This window comes from Streptomyces aurantiacus, assembly GCF_027107535.1.
Taxonomy (GTDB): domain Bacteria; phylum Actinomycetota; class Actinomycetes; order Streptomycetales; family Streptomycetaceae; genus Streptomyces.
Genome location: NZ_CP114283.1, coordinates 7,816,511 through 7,836,779 on the forward strand (window position 1 = coordinate 7,816,511; position 20,269 = coordinate 7,836,779).

The 20,269-nt window shown below is 71.3% G+C and carries 14 protein-coding genes; 7 read left to right on the forward strand and 7 right to left on the reverse strand.

Annotated elements, in window-relative coordinates; all coding sequences use genetic code 11:
* Positions 1 to 133: 133 nt before the first annotated feature.
* The 4 genes from O1Q96_RS36470 to O1Q96_RS36485 are packed head-to-tail and all read left to right on the forward strand — an operon-like array spanning position 134 to position 5,257.
* On the forward strand, positions 134 to 1,627 hold the full coding sequence (locus O1Q96_RS36470) for an ABC transporter substrate-binding protein (RefSeq protein ID WP_269252192.1): 1,494 nt from the start codon (positions 134 to 136) through the stop codon (positions 1,625 to 1,627).
* The gene (locus O1Q96_RS36475; RefSeq protein ID WP_419587007.1) at positions 1,624 to 3,465 is read left to right on the forward strand and encodes an ABC transporter permease subunit; all 1,842 of its coding nucleotides are present in this window, start codon (positions 1,624 to 1,626) and stop codon (positions 3,463 to 3,465) included. Before O1Q96_RS36470 ends, O1Q96_RS36475 begins: the two co-directional genes overlap by 4 nt.
* Entirely contained in the window at positions 3,462 to 4,496 is a 1,035-nt protein-coding gene (locus O1Q96_RS36480) for an ABC transporter ATP-binding protein (RefSeq protein WP_269252193.1), read from the forward strand. Before O1Q96_RS36475 ends, O1Q96_RS36480 begins: the two co-directional genes overlap by 4 nt.
* Positions 4,493 to 5,257, forward strand: coding sequence for an ABC transporter ATP-binding protein (locus O1Q96_RS36485; RefSeq protein ID WP_269252194.1), 765 nt, complete (start codon positions 4,493 to 4,495; stop codon positions 5,255 to 5,257). Before O1Q96_RS36480 ends, O1Q96_RS36485 begins: the two co-directional genes overlap by 4 nt.
* Here O1Q96_RS36485 and O1Q96_RS36490 read toward each other — a convergent pair.
* The gene (locus tag O1Q96_RS36490; RefSeq protein WP_269252195.1) at positions 5,205 to 5,855 is read right to left on the reverse strand and encodes a TetR/AcrR family transcriptional regulator; all 651 of its coding nucleotides are present in this window, start codon (positions 5,853 to 5,855) and stop codon (positions 5,205 to 5,207) included. The two genes, O1Q96_RS36485 and O1Q96_RS36490, sit on opposite strands and share 53 nt — an antisense overlap.
* A 97-nt stretch (positions 5,856 to 5,952) precedes the next feature.
* On the opposite strand from O1Q96_RS36490, the gene O1Q96_RS36495 reads away from it, so the two are divergent.
* Positions 5,953 to 7,521 carry an MFS transporter gene (locus O1Q96_RS36495; RefSeq protein WP_269252196.1) on the forward strand — a complete coding sequence of 523 codons (1,569 nt, stop codon included), beginning with the start codon at positions 5,953 to 5,955 and terminating at the stop codon, positions 7,519 to 7,521.
* A gap of 194 nt (positions 7,522 to 7,715) precedes the next feature.
* On the opposite strand, the gene serA is transcribed toward O1Q96_RS36495, so the two are convergent.
* From serA to O1Q96_RS36525, 6 genes are all read right to left on the reverse strand, one after another.
* On the reverse strand, positions 7,716 to 9,305 hold the full coding sequence (serA, locus tag O1Q96_RS36500) for a phosphoglycerate dehydrogenase (RefSeq protein WP_217454187.1): 1,590 nt from the start codon (positions 9,303 to 9,305) through the stop codon (positions 7,716 to 7,718).
* Positions 9,306 to 9,674: 369 nt separating this feature from the next.
* Entirely contained in the window at positions 9,675 to 10,673 is a 999-nt protein-coding gene (gene ilvC, locus O1Q96_RS36505; RefSeq protein WP_217454186.1) for a ketol-acid reductoisomerase, read from the reverse strand.
* Positions 10,674 to 10,815: 142 nt separating this feature from the next.
* Positions 10,816 to 11,343 carry an acetolactate synthase small subunit gene (gene ilvN / locus O1Q96_RS36510; RefSeq protein ID WP_217454185.1) on the reverse strand — a complete coding sequence of 176 codons (528 nt, stop codon included), beginning with the start codon at positions 11,341 to 11,343 and terminating at the stop codon, positions 10,816 to 10,818.
* A gap of 26 nt (positions 11,344 to 11,369) precedes the next feature.
* Positions 11,370 to 13,226: an acetolactate synthase large subunit gene (locus tag O1Q96_RS36515; protein ID WP_269252197.1), complete on the reverse strand. Its 1,857-nt coding sequence runs from the start codon at positions 13,224 to 13,226 to the stop codon at positions 11,370 to 11,372.
* 239 nt (positions 13,227 to 13,465) lie between these two features.
* Positions 13,466 to 16,597, reverse strand: a complete 3,132-nt coding sequence (locus O1Q96_RS36520; RefSeq protein ID WP_419587008.1) for a putative bifunctional diguanylate cyclase/phosphodiesterase — start codon at positions 16,595 to 16,597, stop codon at positions 13,466 to 13,468.
* Positions 16,598 to 16,828: 231 nt separating this feature from the next.
* The gene (locus O1Q96_RS36525; protein WP_269252198.1) at positions 16,829 to 17,770 is read right to left on the reverse strand and encodes a 2-hydroxyacid dehydrogenase; all 942 of its coding nucleotides are present in this window, start codon (positions 17,768 to 17,770) and stop codon (positions 16,829 to 16,831) included.
* Positions 17,771 to 17,845: 75 nt separating this feature from the next.
* On the opposite strand from O1Q96_RS36525, the gene O1Q96_RS36530 reads away from it, so the two are divergent.
* Positions 17,846 to 18,859 (forward strand): aldo/keto reductase, encoded by a 1,014-nt coding sequence (locus O1Q96_RS36530; protein WP_269252199.1) that lies wholly within the window; start codon positions 17,846 to 17,848, stop codon positions 18,857 to 18,859.
* 144 nt (positions 18,860 to 19,003) lie between these two features.
* Positions 19,004 to 20,212 (forward strand): PQQ-dependent sugar dehydrogenase, encoded by a 1,209-nt coding sequence (locus O1Q96_RS36535; protein WP_269252200.1) that lies wholly within the window; start codon positions 19,004 to 19,006, stop codon positions 20,210 to 20,212.
* Positions 20,213 to 20,269: the final 57 nt, after the last annotated feature.

Sequence of the window (20,269 nt, forward strand, 5' to 3'; positions counted from 1 at the left end):
CCCGTCCGATGTCGTCCGATTCGACGAAACGGCCCCGGGTGATCGGGATCCGGACACCAGTACTGAAAACGATTGTCATCGTGCTACGGTCGGCGCACGCCTTCATTGACCATCCCTTTACCCGGAGTGCTCCGTGCGCCTGCCCGCCCGCTTTCTCCCCCTGTCCGCGCTGACCACGGCGTCCGCGGTGCTGCTCACCGGCTGCTTCTCGGGATCCGCGTCGGACGACTCGGCGGGCGGCGACGGCAAGCGCGTACGCGTCGCGATGATGCTCCCGCCGCGTTCCGGCCTTTCGCCGCTGTCCGACGACGCGTTCAAGCTCTCGCGCTGGTCCACCGCCGAGACCCTGGTGACGCTCGACGAGGACGGCGACGCGGAGGCGTCCCTTGCCACCAAGTGGCAGCAGAGCGGCCGCACCTGGACCTTCGGCATACGCAAGGGCGTCTCCTTCCACGACGGTACGAAGCTCACCGCCGAGGCCGTCGTCCGCTCCCTCACGAAGGCCGCGACCGCCTCGCCCAAGCCCCGCATCCTCGACGGCGTGGACCTGACCGTGAAGGCCGACGGTGACTCCGTCGCCGTCACCACCGCCACCGAGGACCCGCTGGTCCCGCAGCGGCTGAGCTCGCCGCAGCTGTCGGTCCTGGCGGCGAAGGCGTACCGGGGGAAGACCGTCGACCCGGTCGGCGCGGGCACCGGCCCCTTCGAGCTGACGAAGGTGAACGGCACCTCGTCCGCGACCCTCGACCGCTACGACGGCTACTGGGGCGGGAAGGCCAAGTCCCCCGGAATCGACGTGAAGTTCGTGCCCGACGGCACCGCCCGCGCGGCCACCCTGCGCAGCGGCGAGGCCGACATCGTCGAGGCCGTACCGGTGTCGCAGGCCGCGCTGCTCGACAAGGACCTGGTCACCGAGGTCCCGATGCCGCGCACCAACACCCTCTATCTGAACACCCGGAAGGGCCCCTTCGAGGACGCCTCCCTGAGGGCCGCCGCCCGCGAGGCCATCGACGCCGAGTCGATCGTCGAGGGCGTGTACGAGGGCAGGGCCGACGTCGCGAAGGGCCTGCTGGGCCCGGCCCTCCCCTGGGCCGCCGACCTGCGCGAGCCGGTGTCGCACGCCAAGCCCGGTGACCCGGCCGGGAAGACCATCACGATCGGTACGTTCACCGACCGCGCCGAGCTGCCCGAGGTGGCCCAGACGCTGCAGCAGCAGCTCCAGAAGGCCGGGTTCAAGGTCAAGCTGGAGGTGCGTGAGTACGCGAACATCGAGTCCGACGCACTGGCGGGCGAGTTCGACGCGTTCATCCTCTCCCGGGCGACCGTCCTCGACTCGGGCGATCCCGCCGCGTACCTCTACAGCGACTTCGGGTCGAAGGGGTCCTTCAACATCTCCCAGCTGTCGGACAAGACGGTCGACGCGGCGCTGGAGAAGGCCGCCGGGACGAAGGCCGGTGACGCCCGCCGCAAGGCCGTCATCGACGCGGAGGCCGCGGTGCTGGGCACCGACGCCGCGATCCCGATGCTGCACGAGCGTGTGATCCAGGGCGACGCGGCCGGTGTCGTGGACGTCGAGCACGACCCGCGCGAGCGGGCGCTGATCACCGCGGCCACCTACGTCAAGTGAGCGCCGTGGCACGCCTGTTCACTCCAGGCAGCCGGGCCGCCCTGACGCGGCTCGGCTGCCTCGCCGTGGTCCTCACCACCGTGGGACTGCTCCCCTGGCTCTCCGGCCGTGATCCCGCGCTCACCGTCCTGCGCGCCCGCTCGGCCGAACAGGAGGGCACGCCGGAGGCGCTGGCCGCCATCCGCCGCGATCTCGGGCTCGACGCGGGCCCCCTCTCCCTGCTGGGGGACTGGCTCTCGGGTCTGCCGCGCGGCGACTTCGGCACGTCCTGGGTCTCGGGCACCGACGTCCTGCCGTCGGTCGTCTCCGGGCTCCAGGTGTCGCTCGCGCTGATGGGCGCGGCCCTCGGGGTCGCGGTCCTGGTGACCTGCGCGCTGGTGGCTCCCGTCCTCGTACGGGGCCGGGGGTCGGCCGGCGCGTTCGCCGCGATGCTCGCCGCCCTGCCCGAATTCCTGCTGGCCACCGTCGCGTTGCTGGCGTTCGGGGTGTGGCTGGGCTGGCTGCCGACCTCCGGCTGGCAGGGTCCGCAGTACATGGTGCTGCCCGCCCTCGCGCTCGGCATACCCGCCGGCGGACTGCTCGGCCGCCTGGTCGCCGACGCGCTGCCCGCCGTCCTGGACGAGCGGTGGGTGGAACTGTGGCGGGGCGCCGGAGTGAGCCGGGCCCGTGTCTCGGCCGCGGCTCTGCGCCGCGTACTGCCGCCGCTGGTACCGCAGTTCGCGATGGTCACCGTCGGCCTGACCGGCGGAGCCGTCGCCGTGGAGACGGTGTTCGCGGTGCCGGGCATCGGACGTACGGCCCTCGGGGCGGCCAAGTCGCAGGACCTGCCGCTGCTCCAGGGATCGGTGCTGGCTCTGCTCGCGCTCGGCCTCGTCACGGGCGCGGCGGCGGCCGTCGTCCGGCGTCGGCTGCTGGGCCCGGCCCTGCGCGACGCGGGGCTGACGCTGCCCGCGGCCCGCCCGGTGCGCGCGCACCCGGCCGTTCCGGCGGCGCTCGCAGTCGTGCTGCTGACCTGCGTCGGCTGGGGCCTGCTGCGCGATCCGTACACGGTGGACACGACCGCACGCCTGCGGGCCCCGTCCTGGGCGAACCCGCTCGGCACGGACGGGCTGGGCCGTGACGTGCTGGCCAGGCTCGGGCACGGCGCCGCGTCGACGGTCGGCACCGCGGTCGCGGTGTGCCTGGTCAGCCTGCTGCTCGCGCTGGCCCTGGGCTTCCTGCCGAGCCTGTCCGCCGGCGCCTCGGACATCGCCAACGCGCTGCCGCCGGTGATCGTCGGCATCCTGGTCGCCGCGGCGGCGGGCCCCGGCACGGGTGGCGCCGCGCTGGCCGTCGCCCTGATCTCGTGGCCCCCGCTGGCGGCGCACGCGGCGGCGCTGGTGCAGGAGGTCCGCGCGTCCACGTTCCTGCTGGCCCAACGGGCCATCGGGGCGAGCCCGTCGTGGATCCTCACCCGTCACGTACTGCCCTCGGTGGCGGCCCCGGTGACCCGCCACGCCCTCCTGCGCCTCCCGGGCATCGCCCTGGCCCTCGCCTCCCTCGGTTTCCTCGGCCTCGGCGCCCAGCCGCCGGCCCCGGAGTGGGGCCTCCTCCTGGACGAGTCCCGCGCCTATGTGGAACGCGCTCCCTGGGCGGCCCTGGCACCGGCGGTGGCGCTGGCCCTGCTGGCGGGCCTCGCGGTGTCGTCGGCGTCGTACGCGCAGGGCGGGGCCGGGTCCGGCGGCACGAGGTCCGGCAGGTCCGGGTCCGCCGGGGCCGGATCCGCCCCGACGGCCCGCGTCATCCGCCGCGCCCTCCCCCTGCCCGCCCTCCGCCCACGCAAGGAACCAGTCCGTTGACCCCGACCCCCGAACCCCTTCTCTCCGTGCGGGACCTGCGCGTCTCCTTCGGCCCGGTCGAAGCCGTGCGGGGCCTCTCCTTCGACGTGCGCGAGGGCGAAGTACTCGCCGTGGTGGGCGAGTCGGGCGCGGGCAAGTCCCTCACGGCCCGCGCGCTGCTCGGGATGCCGCCACGGGAGGCCACGGTGACGGGCAGCGTGCGGACGGGTCCGTACGAGCTGGTGGGCGCTCCTCGTTCCGTACGGGCCGCCCTCTGGGGCCGCCGGCTCGCCCTGGTCCCGCAGGACGCCCTCTCGGCGCTCTCCCCCGTGCACCCCGTCGCCGACCAACTCGCCGCGGCCGTACGGTCGGTGGAGCGCGTCTCCCGCAAGGCGGCACGGGCCAGGGCGGTGGCCGCGCTGGAGGAGGTCGGTATCGCGGCGGCCCAGTCCCGGTCCTACCCGCACGAGTTCTCGGGCGGTATGCGCCAACGGGCCGTCATCGCGATGGCGATGCTCCACTCCCCCGCTCTCGTGGTCGCCGACGAACCGACCACGGCCCAGGACCCGGAGACCCAGCGGCAGGTCCTCGGCCTGCTCGCCGACCGTACGGAGGCCGCGGGAGCCGCTCTCGTCCTGGTCACCCACGACCTGGCGACGGTACGGGAGCACGCCGACCGGATGCTGGTGATGTACGCGGGCCGCCTGGCCGAGGAGGGCCCGGTGGACAAGGTGTTCGCCCGCCCCCGGGCGCCGTACACCGCGGGCCTGCTGTCGTCGTCGCTCCCGCAGGAGTACGCGGAAAAACTCTCCCGGCCCGGGGACCGCCTGCAGAGGCGCGGCCGCAGACTCCCCTCGATCCCCGGCACCCCGCCCAACCCCGCCGACCTGCCCCCGGGCTGCGCCTTCGCCCCCCGCTGCCCCCTCGCGGAGGCGACCCGCTGCCACACGGAGAGCCCCGAGCCCCAGACGCACGACGGCCACTCGGTCGCCTGCCACCGCTGGCGCGAACTCCCCGCCCAGCCGGCCGACCTGTTCCTGGAGTCCGCGTGAACCCCGTGCCCCCCGCCGGCCCCGCCACCCCCTCGACGTCCGCGAGTCCGCTCCTCGACGTACGGGGCCTCGTCGTGCGCCACGGCCCCCGCACCGCCGTGGACCACGTGTCCTTCGACATCGCCCCCGGCGAGACCCTCGGCCTCGTCGGTCCCTCGGGCTGCGGCAAGTCGTCGACGGCCATGGCCGTGCTGCAGCTGCGCCGCCCCGACGCGGGCGAGGTCTGGTTCGACGGACAGGAGCTGACCTCGCTGGACGATCGGCGGCTGCGGCCGCTGCGACCGGCGATGCAGCCCGTGTTCCAGGACCCGTACGGCTCACTCGGCCCCCGCCACCGCATCCGGGACGCGATAGCGGAACCCCTGCGCGCACAGGGGAGATGGGACCGGACGACCGGACCGGACCGCGTGGCCGAGCTGCTGGAGCAGGTCGGTCTCGACCCCTCCCACGGGGACCGGCGTCCGCACGAGCTGTCCGGCGGGCAGTGCCAACGCGCCGGTGTCGCGCGCGCTTTGGCCTGCGAGCCGAAACTGCTGGTCCTCGACGAACCGGTCTCCGCGCTCGACCCGTCCCTGCGCGCGGGCGTCCTCAACCTCCTGGCGGAGCTGCAGGAACGCCTCGGGCTGGGCTATCTGTTCATCTGTCACGACATGGCGCTCGTACGCCACTTCTGCGACCGCGTCGCGCAGATGCGCGACGGCCGGATCGTCAGGACGACTCCACCGCGGTCTCCCTCGCCGGCTCTTCCACCGGCTGCCTGACCCTCCCCGGCGGCGTCGTCCCGCCCGTCGCCCCGATGACCCGCCGCAGCCCTTCGGTGAGTTCGTCTGCTCCGGTCGCGGTCTCGGGGTCGAAGGTCCACTGCGCGATGAGACCCATCATCAGCGTCATGTAGAACTTGCCCAGCGTGTCGACGTCCTCCTCGGGCACGTCCTCCTCCAGGCCTCCCATCAGCACCGGGATGATGCCGCGGGCCGCTTCGCGCTGGGCCTTCGCCAGGTGGTCGCGCACCCCTGGCAGCTTGTCGCCCATGGCGACGATCTCCATGCTGAGATGCCACGGCGAGCCGGGCGTGCGCATGGTCCCGATGATGTTCGTCCAGACCTCGTGGAACCTCTCCAGCGAACCCGGCTCCGTACCGGCCGCGACCTGCCCTCCCTCGTCGAAGTCGTCGGAGAGCCCCTCGACGATGGAGATGTACGCCTCCGCGAGCAGCGCGTCCTTCGACCCGTAGTGGTAGCCGATCGACGCCAGGTTCGTCCGCGACTCCTTGACGATGTCGCGCGCCGTCGTCCGCGCGAAGCCCTTCTCCAGCAGGCAGCGCTTGGCGCCTTCGAGCAGATCCTCACGGTGTCCCATGCCGGCCAGCGTACCTCCGCGACAGACAACCGTCCCAGACCGCCGTATTAAACATGCGTACTAGACAGGCGTTTAATACGCTCGTACAGTCCTCGGCATGACGAACCCGACCAACCTGGCGAGCGCCGACGCCGACCGAGCACCCTCCGCAGGCCCTCGGGCGGGACGCCGTGAATGGACCGCACTCGGGGTCCTGATGCTGCCGCTGCTCCTCGTCTCGATGGACGTCTCGGTCCTCTACTTCGCGATCCCCCAGATCAGCGCCGACCTGGAGCCGACCGGCACCCAGCAGCTGTGGATCTTCGACATGTACGCCTTCGTGCTCGCCGGGCTGCTGATGACGATGGGGTCGCTCGGCGACCGCATCGGCCGCCGCAAACTGCTCCTGATCGGCGCCGGTGCCTTCGGCGCGGCCTCGCTGCTCGCCGCGTACGCGAACAGCGCGGAAACGCTCATCGCGGCCCGCGCGCTGCTCGGCATCGGCGGCGCGACCCTGATGCCGTCCACCCTGGCCATGATCCGCACGCTCTTCACGGACCCGGCCCAGCGCTCCACAGCGATCGGCATGTGGTCCGGCGTGATGACGGCCGGCGTCGCGCTCGGCTCGGTGATGAGCGGTGTCCTCGTCGAGCACTTCTGGTGGGGCTCGGTGTTCCTGGTGAACCTGCCCGCGATGGCGCTGCTGCTGCTCATCGGGCCGTTCCTGCTCCCGGAGTCCAGGAACCCGGCGCCGGGCCGCTTCGACCTGCTGAGCGTGCCGCTGTCCATGGCGGCGGTACTGCCGGTGATCTACGGCCTCAAGGAGATCCCCTCCGAGGGCTGGAACGTCCGCTACGTCGTCCCGGTGACCGTCGGCCTGCTCTTCGCCGCGCTGTTCGTCCACCGCCAGCGGACGGCCGAGTCGCCGATGATCCCGCCCGCGCTCTTCCGCGGCCGGGGCTTCGCGCCCGCCGTCTCACTGAACCTGCTGTCGTCGTTCGGCATGATGGGCTCGGCGTTCTTCACCACGCAGTACCTGCAGTCGGTGCTCGGCAAGAGCTCCATGGAGGCCGCGCTGTGGGGGCTCCTGCCCACCGTGCTCGTCGGTGTCGCCGCGCCGGTCGCCGCGCACCTGGTACAGCGGGGCGTGCACAGGGCGTACGTCGTCTCCGGCGGCTTCGTGCTCGCCGCCTGCGGTTACGGGATGCTCACCGCGGCCGGTACGGACTCGATGTGGCTGGTGCTCGGCGGGGCCGGCGTCATCGCCTCCGGAATCGTCACCGTGATGTCCCAGATGATGGACCTGGCGCTGGGCACCGTCGCGGCGGAGAAGGCGGGGACCGCGTCCTCGGTCCTGGAGACCGGCGCGGAGTTCGGCGGCGCGCTGGGGATGGCGCTGCTGGGGTCGATCGGCACGGCGGTGTACCGCCACGAGGTGCCGGACTCGGCGCCGGCCGCGGCGCACGAGACGCTCGGGGCCGCTCTCGCGGAGGCCGCACGAATGCCATCGCGGGCGGGCGACGCGCTGACCGCCGCGGCGCGGGAGGCGTTCACGAGCGGGATGCAGGCGGCGGCGGTCGCGGGAGCGCTGCTTCTGCTCGGCGCGGCGGTCCTGGCGACGGTGAGCCTGCGCCAGGTACACGTACGCGAACCGAAGCCCACCGAACAGGACAAGGTCTGCGTCTGACCCCCACTGCGCCGTTGCCCGCGCCCCCATCTGGGGGCGCGGGCAACGGCGCAGTCCTTCAGGGGCGCGGGGAACTGCGCGACCAGCCCCCACGCACCCGCAGACGAACACTCGGCCCGTCCGGCGCTCGAGGACAAGCGCACAGCGCGACGCGGGGGCCTGGGGGCGGCAGCCCCCAGCAGGTTCGGGCAGCCTCAGACCAGGTTGACCGAACGAGCCTGCGTGGCCCCGATCTCCTCCGCCAGCTCCGTCAGCACCGGCTGCGGCACCGTGTCGTCCACGGTCAGCACGGCAAGCGCCTCGCCGCCCACGTCCGCACGCGCGACCTGCATACCGGCGATGTTGATGCCCGCCTCGCCGAGGATCCGGCCGAGGGTGCCGACGACACCGGGACGGTCGGCGTAGTTGAGGACGACCATGTGGTCGGCGAGCGCCAGATCCACGTCGTACTCGCCGACGGCGACGATCTTCTGGTGGTGCTTGGGCCCGGCGAGCGTGCCGGAGACCGACACCTCCTGGCCGTCGCCGAGGGTGCCGCGCACGGTCACCACGTTCCGGTGGTCCGAGGACTCCGAGCTCGTGGTCAGCCGTACCTCGACGCCACGCTCCTGCGCGAACAGCGGGGCGTTCACGTAACTGACGGTCTCGTCGACGACGTCCTCGAACACACCCTTCAGGGCGCTGAGTTCGAGCACCTTGACGTCGTGCTGGGTGATCTCGCCGTACACCTCGACGTCGAGGCGGACCGCGACCTCGCCCGCGAGCGCGGTGAAGATGCGGCCGAGCTTCTCGGCGAGCGGCAGACCCGGCTTGACGTCCTCGGCGATGACACCGCCCTGGACGTTCACCGCGTCCGGGACCAGCTCACCGGCGAGCGCGAGGCGCACCGAGCGGGCGACGGAGATACCGGCCTTCTCCTGCGCCTCGTCCGTGGAGGCACCGAGGTGCGGGGTGCAGACGACCTCGTCGAGCTCGAAGAGCGGGGAGTCCGTGCAGGGCTCCTTCGCGTACACGTCGAGGCCTGCGCCGGCGACGCGGCCCTCCTTGAGCGCGGAGTACAGCGCGGCCTCGTCGACGATCCCGCCGCGCGCGGCGTTGACGATCCGCACCGACGGCTTGACCTTGTGCAGCGCCTCGTCGCCGATGAGACCGACGGTCTCGGGCGTCTTGGGCAGGTGCACGGTGATGAAGTCGGAGACCTCGAGCAGCTCGTCCAGCGAGAGGACCTTGACGCCCATCTGCGCGGCTCGCGCGGGCTGTACGTAGGGGTCGTAGGCGACGACCTTCATGCCGAAGGCCGACATGCGCTGGGCGACGAGCGCGCCGATGCGGCCCAGACCCACCACACCGAGGGTCTTCTCCGCGAGCTCGACACCCGTGTACTTGCTGCGCTTCCACTCGCCGTTCTTCAGGGCGGTGTTGGCCTGCGGGATGTGGCGCGCGGTGGCGAGCAGAAGACCGCAGGCCAGCTCGGCGGCGGTCACGATGTTCGAGGTGGGGGCGTTGACGACCATCACGCCGGCCTTGGTGGCGGCGGAGACGTCGACGTTGTCCAGGCCGACGCCGGCTCGTGCGACGACCTTCAGCTTCTTCGCGGCGGCGATGGCCTCCGCGTCGACCTTGGTGGCGGAGCGGATCAGGATCGCGTCGACATCGGCGATGGCGGGCAGCAGCTCGGCCCGGTCACCTCCGTTGGCGTGCCGGATCTCGAAGTCCGGGCCCAGGGCGTCGACGGTCGCGGGCGACAGCTCTTCAGCGATGAGTACGACAGGTTTCGAGCTCACGTGAGTCCTCACAGGTCCATTGCGGACGGCCGTCCCGACGGCCGCAGGCGGTGGAGGGAGCGGCGCCGGGAAGTCGCGGGAACGCACCCGCTCTTTCCTCGGTGTCGCGGTTGCCGCGTGTTAGACGCACGACGCTGTGGGCCCGACGCGTATGTAGTGGAGCAGTCTAGTGGTGGCACGCCGTGTTCACGCGCCTCCGCAGAAGGATCACCCGCACGTGCACATCAGCGCGTACGAACCGGCACGCGCGTTCAGCTCCTTCGGCGAACGAGGAGCGGGTCCGGGGACGGAGCCCCGTGGCCGCGCCTCGAACTGACGGGCACGGTCGTGGTGCCGGGTCGCCCCGGCACCACGACCGGACCGACGGAGTCACTCGTCGTCGTTGACCCACGACATGAGCTTGCGCAGCTCCTTGCCGGTGGTCTCCAGGAGGTGGTTCTCGTCCTGGGTCTTGTACTCGTTGTACTTCTTCAGACCGCCGTGGTACTCGTCCATCCAGGCCTGGGCGAACGTGCCGTCCTGGATCTCGGCGAGGACCTTCTTCATCTCGGCCTTGGTGGCGTCCGTGATGATCCGCGGGCCGGTGACGTAGTCGCCCCACTCGGCGGTCTCCGAGATCGACCAGCGCATCTTCTCCAGGCCGCCCTCGTACATGAGGTCGACGATGAGCTTCAGCTCGTGGAGGCACTCGAAGTAGGCGATCTCCGGCTGGTAGCCCGCCTCGGTCAGCGTCTCGAAGCCCGCCTTGACGAGCGCGGCCGTACCACCGCAGAGGACGGCCTGCTCACCGAACAGGTCGGTCTCGGTCTCCTCGGTGAAGGTCGTCTTGATGACGCCGGCACGGGTGCCGCCGATGCCCTTCGCGTACGAGAGGGCGAGCGCGAAGCCGTTGCCGGTCGCGTCCTGCTCGACGGCCGCGATGCACGGAACGCCGCGGCCCTCCTCGTACTGGCGGCGGACGAGGTGGCCCGGGCCCTTGGGGGCGACCATGCAGACGTCGACGCCGGCCGGGGGCTTGATGAAGCCGAAGCGGATGTTCAGGCCGTGGCCGAAGAACAGCGCGTCGCCGTCGGCGAGGTTGTCCTTGACGGACTCCTCGTAGACCTGGGCCTGGATCGGGTCCGGGACCAGGATCATGATGACGTCGGCCTCGGCGGCGGCCTCGGACGGGGTCACCACACGCAGGCCCTGCTCCTCGGCCTTCGCCTTGGACTTGGAGCCCTCGTGCAGACCGACCCGGACGTCGACACCCGAGTCACGGAGCGACAGCGCGTGGGCGTGGCCCTGGCTGCCGTAACCGATGACCGCGACCTTGCGGCCCTGGATGATGGACAGGTCGGCGTCAGCGTCGTAGAACAGCTCGGCCACTTTGGGTTCTCTCCTTGGAGTGCAGGTGTTGCGTCCCACCGTATGCCGGTGGGATGAGGGGAAGTTCCGGGGTCTCGGCATACGGGCGGCCGACGACGGCCGACCGCCCGCTTCCGGTCGTGCTGGAATCCTGTTACGGGGCCTACGCGGACCGGTCCAGCGCACGCAGCGACCGGTCGGTGATCGAGCGGGCGCCGCGGCCGATGGCGATCGTGCCGGACTGGACGAGCTCCTTGATGCCGAACGGCTCCAGCATCTTGAGCATGGCCTCCAGCTTGTCGCTGCCGCCGGTGGCCTCGATGGTGACGGCCTCCGGAGAGACGTCGACCGTCTTGGCGCGGAACAGCTGGACGATCTCGACGATCTGCGAGCGCGTCTCGTTGTCGGCGCGCACCTTCACCAGGACGAGTTCGCGCTGAACGGCCGCCGCAGGCTCCAGTTCGACGATCTTCAGGACGTTGACGAGCTTGTTGAGCTGCTTCGTGACCTGTTCGAGTGGCAGTGCCTCGATCACGTTGACCACGATCGTGATGCGGGAGATGTCGGGGTGTTCGGTGACACCGACCGCCAGCGAGTCGATGTTGAAGCCGCGGCGGGAGAACAGCGCGGTGATCCGGGCGAGGACACCGGGCTTGTTCTCCACCAGGACGGAGAGCGTGTGCTTGGACATGGGTCTGCTTCCTTTACCTACGGCTCTCAGTCGTCTTCGTTGTCGCCGAAGTCGGGGCGGACGTCCCGGGCGGCCATGATCTCGTCGTTCGAGGTGCCGGCGGCGACCATCGGCCACACCATGGCGTCCTCGTGGACGATGAAGTCGATCACGACGGGCCGGTCGTTGATCGAGTTCGCCTCTTCGATGACCTTGTCGAGGTCGTCCGGCGACTCGCAGCGGATCGCGTAGCAGCCCATGGCCTCCGACAGCTTCACGAAGTCGGGGACGCGGGTGCCGGCGCTCGGCTGCTTGCCGTCCGCGCCCGGCCCGGAGTGCAGCACGGTGTTGGAGTAGCGCTGGTTGTAGAAGAGGGTCTGCCACTGGCGGACCATCCCGAGGGCGCCGTTGTTGATGATGGCGACCTTGATCGGGATGTTGTTCAGGGCACAGGTGGTGAGCTCCTGATTGGTCATCTGGAAGCAGCCGTCGCCGTCGATCGCCCAGACCGTGCGGTCCGGGGCTCCGGCCTTGGCACCCATCGCGGCCGGCACCGCGTAGCCCATCGTCCCGGCGCCGCCGGAGTTCAGCCAGGTCGCGGGCTGCTCGTACTGGACGTAGTGCGCGGCCCACATCTGGTGCTGGCCGACGCCCGCGGCGAAGATCGTGCCCTCCGGCGCCAGCTGCCCGATGCGCTCGATGACCTGCTGGGGCGAGAGCGAGCCGTCCACTGGCTGCTCGTAGCCGAGCGGGTAGCTCTCCCGCCAGCGGCTGAGGTCCTTCCACCATGCGGTGTAGTCCCCCTGCTGCCCCTCGTTGTGCTCCTTCTGCACGGCCTGGATCAGGTCGGCGATGACCTCGCGGGCGTCCCCGACGATCGGCACGTCGGCGGCGCGGTTCTTGCCGATCTCCGCGGGGTCGATGTCGGCGTGGACGATCTTGGCGTACGGGGCGAAGCTGTCCAGCTTGCCGGTGACGCGGTCGTCGAAGCGGGCTCCGAGGGCGACGATCAGGTCGGCCTTCTGCAGCGCGGTGACGGCGGTGACCGCACCGTGCATGCCCGGCATTCCCACGTGCAGCGGGTGGCTGTCGGGGAATGCGCCGAGCGCCATCAGGGTGGTGGTGACGGGCGCTCCGGTGAGTTCTGCGAGGACCTTCAGCTCGGCGGTGGCGCCGGCCTTCATGACGCCGCCGCCGACGTAGAGGACGGGCCTCCGGGCCTGGGTGATCAGCCGGGCCGCCTCGCGGATCTGCTTGGCGTGCGGCTTGGTCACCGGGCGGTAGCCGGGCAGGTCCATGGTCGGCGGCCAGCTGAAGGTGGTCTTCGCCTGGAGGATGTCCTTGGGGATGTCGACCAGGACCGGGCCCGGGCGGCCGGTGGAGGCGATGTGGAACGCCTCCGCGATCGCCCGGGGGATGTCCTCCGCCTTGGTGACCAGGTAGCTGTGCTTGGTGATCGGCATGGTGATGCCGACGATGTCCGCCTCCTGGAAGGCGTCCGTACCGATCGCCTTCGACGCGACCTGCCCGGTGATCGCGACCAGCGGCACGGAGTCCATGTGCGCGTCCGCGATCGGGGTGACCAGGTTCGTGGCGCCCGGCCCGGACGTCGCCATGCACACCCCGACCTTGCCGGTGGCCTGCGCGTATCCGGTGGCCGCGTGGCCGGCGCCCTGCTCGTGGCGGACCAGCACGTGCCGCACCCGCTTGGAGTCCATCAGCGGGTCGTAGGCCGGGAGGATGGTGCCGCCGGGAATGCCGAATACCGTCTCGGCCCCGACCTCCTCGAGAGAACGGATGAGGGACTGCGCTCCCGTCACCTGCTCGGGTGCGGAGTGCTGTCCTCCGGAACGGGGCCGCGGCTGCGGGTGGTGGGCCCCGGTGGCCTGCTCGGTCATCGGCATTCTCTTCTCGATGCTGAGGGTTTTTGCATGTTTTGTACGGTGTGCGATTGCTGATCGACTGTCACCTGTGCAACAAAAAACCCCTCGTGCCGTGAGGCAGGCGAGGGGAGCGCGTCGGGTGCGGTCGCTGGGAGTTCCGGGTCATCGATCCGGTGCGTCCCAGCTCAGCCGACGCGCTTTCCAAGTACGAGAATTCGGGTGCGCATGGCACAGACCCTCCCCCCGGCACGCAGTGCGTGTCAAGTGGGTGGGACGGGAGTCTCATTATGTGAACGGAGCGCGATGCCGGTTCCGTAGCCGCCCGAGGCCGCCCCGGCCGCGTAGACGTTCGTGCTCCCACCTGCGTAGATGCCGCTTGCACCGCCTCCCACGAAGACGGGCTCGACGGGGCCGTGGGGCATGGGGTAGGCGCCCCCCGCCAGGGCCCGGCGCAGTCGGTACTCGTCCAGCGGCCCGGAGAAGGCGACACCCTGTCCGTGGGTGCAGCCCATCGAGCGCAGGGCGATGACCTGCTCGGGCAGATCCACTCCGTCGGCCACGGACTGCAGTCCCAGGTCGTTGGCGATGCGCAGCAGCCCGCTGGTGATCTTGTGGAGCCGGGCGGACTCGACGACGCCCTCGACCAGACCGCGGTCGAGTTTCAGTATGTCCACGGGCAGGCGGCGCAGCGCGGTGATCGTGGCGTAGCCGCTGCCGAAGCCGTCCAGGGCGATCCGGACGCCGAGACGCCTGAGCGTGTTCAGCCGGCGCTCCAGCTCGTCCAGGGAGATCTTGGGATCGGTTTCGGCCAGTTCCACGATCAGTGCGCCGGAGGGCAGGCCGTGCCGGGTCAGCAGGGCCTCGACCGAGCTGAGGGGCATGGAGCGGTCGAGGAGCCGGCGGGCGGTCATCCGGACGGCGATGGGTACGGCGAGCCCGGTGGCGGCGCGCTCGGCGGCCTGCTCGACGGCCTCCTCCAGCATCCAGCGGCCGAGCTCGGCGGTGCGCTCGTTGTCCTCGGCGACGCGCAGGAACTCCGCGGGGGTGAACAGCACGCCCTGGGCGGAGCGCCAGCGCGCCTGTGCGGCCACCGCCGTGATCCGGCCGGTGTCCAGGGAGACCACGGGCTGGTGCAGCAGTGCGAACTCGCCGTCGTGCAGGGCGGCGCGCAGCCGGGTGGCCAGCTCCGCCTTCCGTACGACGTCCTGCTGCATCTGTGGCGCGTACAGCTCGACGCGGCCCTTGCCCGCCGCCTTCGCCCGGTACATCGCCAGGTCCGCGTTGCGCAGCAGTTCACCGGCTCCCAGGCCCGGCTCGGAGAAGGCCACACCGATGGAGGCGGCGACCCGGACATCGTTGCCGTCGATGAGGTACGGCTGCGAGAGGGTCTTGCGGAGGCGGTCGGCCAGCTCGAAGATGTGGCGCTCGCGCGCGGTGCGGTCACGGGTGCCGTCACCGACGATCAGGGCCGCGAACTCGTCGCCGCCGAGCCGGGAGGCGGTGTCCCCGTACCGGACGGCGTCCTGGAGCCTGCGGGCGGCCTGTACGAGGAGCTCGTCACCGGCCTGGTGCCCGATCGTGTCGTTGACCGCTTTGAATCCGTCGAGGTCGATGAAGAGCACGGCGGTGCCGTGGTCGGAGGAGCGGCGGCCGGACAGCGCCTGTCCGACGCGCTTGGTGAACAGGGCGCGGTTGGGCAGGTCGGTGAGCGGGTCGTGCTCGGCGTTGTGCTGCAGCTGGGCCTGGAGGCGGACCCGCTCGGTGACGTCACGGCTGTTGAAGATGAGGCCGCCGTGGTGGCGGTTGACGGTCGACTCGACGTTGAGCCAGCCTCCTTCACCGGACCTGAAACGGCACTCGATGCGGGTGGTGGGCTCCTCGGCGGGGTCGGCGGCGAGGAAGCGGCGCACCTCGTGCACCACGCAGCCCAGGTCCTCCGGGTGGATGAGCGAGGCGAGTTCGGAGCCGACCAGGTCCTCGGCGGGCCGCCCGTAGACCCCGGCCGCGGCCGGGCTGACGTACCGGAGGATGCCGTTCGGGGCGGCGATCATGATGACGTCGCTGGAGCCCTGCACCAGGGAGCGGAAGTGGTTCTCCTTCTGGGCCAGCTCCTGGGTGAGGGTGATGTTGTCGATGAGCATGATGCCCTGGCGCACGACGAGGGCGAGCACGACCGTGCCGCCGGTGACGAGCACGACGCGGTCGACGCTGCGGCCGTTGAGCACGTTGTAGAGAATCCCCAGCGTGCAGACCGCGGCGGCCAGGTAGGGAGTGAGTGCCGCCAGCGAACTGGTGATGGGCCTGCTGGCCGGATACCGACTGTGACCTCCTTCCTGGAGGGGCACGAGTGCCGGTTCTCCCTGCCGGGGCCCGGGCACGTAGCCGTACACCACGCGCGTGTGCCCCTCTTCTTCCGTGGGTCCGTTCCGGTGCCCCACCCAGGGGGCGTAGGCGAGCAGCAGCGATCCGGCGAACCAGCCGGCGTCGAGCAACTGCCCCGAGCGGTAGTCGTTGTGCAGCAGTGGCGAGGTGAACAGGGCGTCGCACATCACCGTCAGGGCCAGCGCCCCGATCGCGGTGTTCACCGCGGAGCGGTTCACCGCCGAGCGCCTGAAGTGCAGTGCGAGCACCATGCTCACGAGGGCGATGTCCAGCAGCGGATACGCGAGCGACAGGGCGGTGTGGGGCACGCTCGGCCCCTCCGCCTTCGCCGCCTGGGCGAGCGCCAGACTCCAGGAGAGCGTGAGCAGCGAGCCGCCGATCAGCCAGGCGTCGAGGCCCAGACAGACCCACCCGGCCTTGCTCACCGGCCGTTTGGCGAGGACGAGCAGTCCCACGATGGCCGGCGGTGCGAAGCACAGGAAGAACAGGTCGGCGTAGCTCGGGCTGGGCACCGGGCGGTTCAGGACGACCTCGTACCAGCCCCAGACGAGGTTGCCGGCCGCCGCCATCGCGGAGGAGAGCGAGAAGAGAAGCCAGGCAGGTCGAAAGCGGCTGCGGCGGGCACGGGCGCACAGGAAGCAGGAGACGGCCGCCGCGGAGGCCGCCGCGCTCAGCCCGAAGTCGCCCATGATCAGAGCGAGTCGGTGCGAGCCCCAGCCGAGCGCGGAACCGACCGCGTATGCCGCGCACATCAGGGCGAGCATGAGCTGCGGGACCGTGCCGGGTCCGCCTCCGGTGGCCGGGCGGCGGGCCTGCAACGCCACCGGGGAGCTCACTGTGCCTCTCCGGTCCGCCCCGCCCCCGAGTCCCTCTGGTCCCGGCGGGCCGGATGCGCGTGCCTCCTGCGACCGCTCGGCCTTCGATGGTGATGGCCGCTGTGGCCGCGTCTGCGCGCGGGTGGACACCAGGGTCGCCGTCGGCGGCCCCGCCGCGTCGGATCGTTGGTCCATAGGCCGTGCATCGCCCGTCGCCCCCCTCGCTGTTGCTGTCTCTCGATCCCCGGCGCCGAATGATGCGCGGCGCAGCCCCTGTCGGGACGATACACCAGTCTCGTCACTCAGGGACATAGTTCCTCTACGCTCCGTGACGATCAGCGGGGCCGCGGACACGGCGCGCATTCGAGGGACTGCGGAGGGTACCCGTGCGGGTCCCCGCCCTGCCGCTGCCGGGAGAGGGGAGGACTACGAGCCCGTCGTAAGGACCACGTTCCGCAGGGGCTCCCGGTTCACGAAACGGTGCAACTGGTCCACGAGGAGCCGCTGGGCGCGCGGGAAGAACGCCGAGGTCGGGCCGCCGACGTGAGGGCTGATCAGTACGCCGGGCGCGTGCCACAGGGGGTGCCCCGGGGGCAGTGGTTCGGGGTCGGTGACGTCCAGGGCCGCCCGGAGCCGGCCGCTCTCCAGCTCGGCGAGGAGCGCCTTCGTGTCGACGACACCACCGCGGGCCACGTTCACGAGGAGTGCCCCGTCCTTCATACGGGCCAGGAAATCGGCGCCCGCCAGGCCTTTCGTCTGCTCGGTGAGGGGCGTGATGAGCACCACCACGTCGGCTTCCGGGAGGAGTTCGGGCAGTGCGGCGATCGGATGCACAGGGCCGCGCGCCGTCTCGCGTGCGGAGCGCGCGACGCGCGCCACCCGCGCGAGCTCGAAGGGTACGAGCCGGTCCTCGATGGCGGAGCCGACCGCTCCGTAGCCGACGATCAGGACGCTTTTGTCCGCGAGCGCGGGACGGAAGCCGGACCGCCATTCCTCGCTGTCCTGCCCGCGGACGAAGTCGGGGACGCCCCGCAACGAGGCGAGGATCAGGGTGAGGGCGAGTTCGGCGGTGCTGGCGTCGTGCACACCGCGCGCGTTGCACAACTGCACGCCGCCGGGCAGCAGTTCCAGGCCCGGCTGGACGTGGTCGATACCGGCCGACAGCGTCTGCACGACCCGTACGGACGTCATGTCGGCCAGGGGGCGCACCGAGATGTCGCCGCCCTTCATATAGGGGACGACGTAGAAGGCGCAGTCGGCGGGGTCGGCGGGAAAGTCCCTCTCGCCGTTCCAGTAGCGGTAGTTGGGGCCCGCGGGGAGGCCTTCGAGTTCGTCTGCGGGAAACGGGAGCCACACTTCGTACGTCATGGTCAGGAGGCTATGCGAAGCGCCTGCGGACGCAGAGGTTAGTTTGGGGGGCCAGGAGAGGGAGGGCGCGGCCAGGTGGAGCGCAGGACGATCGGGGCAGCGGCGCTCGAGGTGGGGGCTGTCGGCCTCGGGTGCATGCCGATGAGCTGGGCGTACTCGGGTTCGCGGCAGCGGGGTGACGAGTCGCTGCGGACCGTGCACACGGCCCTCGACCGGGGTGTGACCCTCCTGGACACTGCCGACATGTACGGCCCCTTCAAGAACGAGCTGCTGGTCGGGCGCGCACTGAAGGACCGGCGTTCGGAGGCCTTCGTGTCGACCAAGGTCGGTCTGCTGGTCGGCGAGCAGCACATCGTGGCCAACGGCCGTCCCGGCTACGTGAAGCGGGCGTGCGACGCCTCGCTGCGCCGCCTGCAGACGGACGTCATAGACCTCTACCAGCTGCACCGCGAGGATCCGGAGGTGCCGGTCGAGGAGACGTGGGGCGCGATGGCGGAGCTCGTGACGGCCGGGAAGGTGCGGGCGCTCGGGCTGTGCGCGATGGGCGCGCGCCCCGGCCGCGGACCGGGGGCACGGCTGCACGACGAAACGATCCGCCGGCTGGAGCGGGTGCAGCAGGTCTTCCCGGTGAGCGCGGTGGAGGCCGAACTGTCGGTGTGGTCGCAGCAGGCCTTGGAGAGCCTGCTGCCGTGGTGCGAGGCCCGCGGTGTCGGTTTCCTCGCGGCGATGCCGCTCGGCAGCGGCTTCCTGACCGGGACGCTCACCCCCGGTGAGGGGTTCGAGCGCGACGACCTACGGGCCCGGCATCCCCGTTTCACCGCCGAGATGATGGCCGCCAACCAGTCCATCGTCGTCGGCCTGCGACGGGTGGCCGCCCGTCACTCGGCCGCGGCGGAGGAAGCCCGCGTCACCCCCGCTCAGGTGGCGCTCGCGTGGGTGCTGTCGCGCGGGCGGCACGTGGTTCCGGTGCCCGGGACGAAGCGGGCGTGCTGGGCCGCGGAGAACGCGGGGGCGGCCGGGCTGCGCCTGACGGCGGAGGACCTCGCCGAGGTGGCGGGGTTGCCGCCGGCGCTGGGATCCTGGGACTGAGCGGGCCCGCCGGACCTCGGCAGGTTCCGGGCCGGTTGGCCGGGACGGCTGCCGGAAGGGTTCTCGGGGCTGTATCGCCCGGTTCGGGCGGGGTCCGGCGATTCGGTGTTCCGTGATCGGGAACTCGTGGGGCCCGAGCGGTGTATGAAAAGTAGAACCTGCCGCGTCGAAGGGATCCTGATCGTGCAACGTCGAGCTGTGACGGCTGTGTTGGCCGCGGCCGCGCTCCTGCTGACGGCCGGGTGCTCCTCCGGTGACGGGGAGGATCCGGGCGACGGCAACAGCGCGCCCGCGAGCAGCCCGGAGCCGGGGACGTCGGCCTCGGCCTCCGGACGGGCGGGCGAGGAGGCGCCGCCTCCCGCCAAGGGCTCCGTGAAGGTCGTGCGGACCGTCACCGAAGGCCTGAAGACACCCTGGGGGCTCGCGCCGCTTCCCGAGGGCGACCTCCTGGTGTCCTCGCGGGACGAGGGGACGATCACCAGGGTCGACGGCGAGACCGGGAAGAAGACCGAGCTGGGCTCGGTCCCGGGAGTCGCTCCCGCCGGGGAGGGCGGCCTGATGGGCCTGGCCCTGTCCCCGTCGTACGCGTCGGACCACATGGTCTACGCGTACTTCACGTCGGACTCCGACAACCGCATCGTGCGCATGCTGTACGACGAGAAGAGGCCGGCCGGTGAGCAGCTGGGCGCACCCGACACGGTGTTCAGGGGCATCCCGAAGGGCACGAACCACAACGGCGGCCGGATCGCCTTCGGCCCGGACAAGATGCTCTACGCGGGCACGGGCGAGACGTACGTGACCGAGCTGGCCCAGGACAAGAAGTCGACGGGCGGCAAGATCCTGCGTCTGACGCCGGACGGCGAACCGGCGCCGGGCAACCCGTTCGACTCACCCGTGTACTCGTACGGCCACCGCAACGTGCAGGGCCTGGCCTGGGACAGCAAGCAGCGCCTGTTCGCCTCGGAGTTCGGCCAGGACACATGGGACGAGCTGAACCACATCAAGCCGGGTGACAACTACGGCTGGCCGGACGCGGAGGGCAAGTCCGACGACTCCGAGTACCACAGCCCGGTCGACCAGTGGAAGACCGACGAGGCCTCCCCGAGCGGCATCGCCTATGCCGAGGGCTCGATCTGGATGGCGGGCCTGCGCGGCAAGCGGCTGTGGCGCATCCCGCTCGACGGCACCGAGGCGTCGGCGGAGTCCCAGGCCTTCCTGGAGGACGACTACGGCCGTCTGCGCACCGTGGTCTCGGCGGGCGGCAACAAGCTGTGGCTGGTCACGAGCGAGACGGACGGCAGGGGGACCCCCGGCAGCGGGGACGACCGGATTCTGCAGCTGGAGGTGACGTAGAGGCGCCTAGGCGGGGGCACCCGGATCGCTCCGGGCCCCGGAATCCCCGGATGCCGC

What these genes read in the sequence shown, in the direction of transcription:
- O1Q96_RS36490 (WP_269252195.1), bottom strand. Translation starts at nt 5,855, where the DNA reads ATGGGACACCGTGAGGATCTGCTCGAAGGCGCCAAGCGCTGCCTGCTG.
- O1Q96_RS36495 (WP_269252196.1), top strand. Translation starts at nt 5,953, where the DNA reads ATGACGAACCCGACCAACCTGGCGAGCGCCGACGCCGACCGAGCACCC.
- ilvN (WP_217454185.1), bottom strand. Translation starts at nt 11,343, where the DNA reads ATGTCCAAGCACACGCTCTCCGTCCTGGTGGAGAACAAGCCCGGTGTC.
- O1Q96_RS36515 (WP_269252197.1), bottom strand. Translation starts at nt 13,226, where the DNA reads ATGCCGATGACCGAGCAGGCCACCGGGGCCCACCACCCGCAGCCGCGG.
- O1Q96_RS36520 (WP_419587008.1), bottom strand. Translation starts at nt 16,597, where the DNA reads ATGGACCAACGATCCGACGCGGCGGGGCCGCCGACGGCGACCCTGGTG.
- O1Q96_RS36525 (WP_269252198.1), bottom strand. Translation starts at nt 17,770, where the DNA reads ATGACGTACGAAGTGTGGCTCCCGTTTCCCGCAGACGAACTCGAAGGC.
- O1Q96_RS36535 (WP_269252200.1), top strand. Translation starts at nt 19,004, where the DNA reads ATGAAAAGTAGAACCTGCCGCGTCGAAGGGATCCTGATCGTGCAACGT.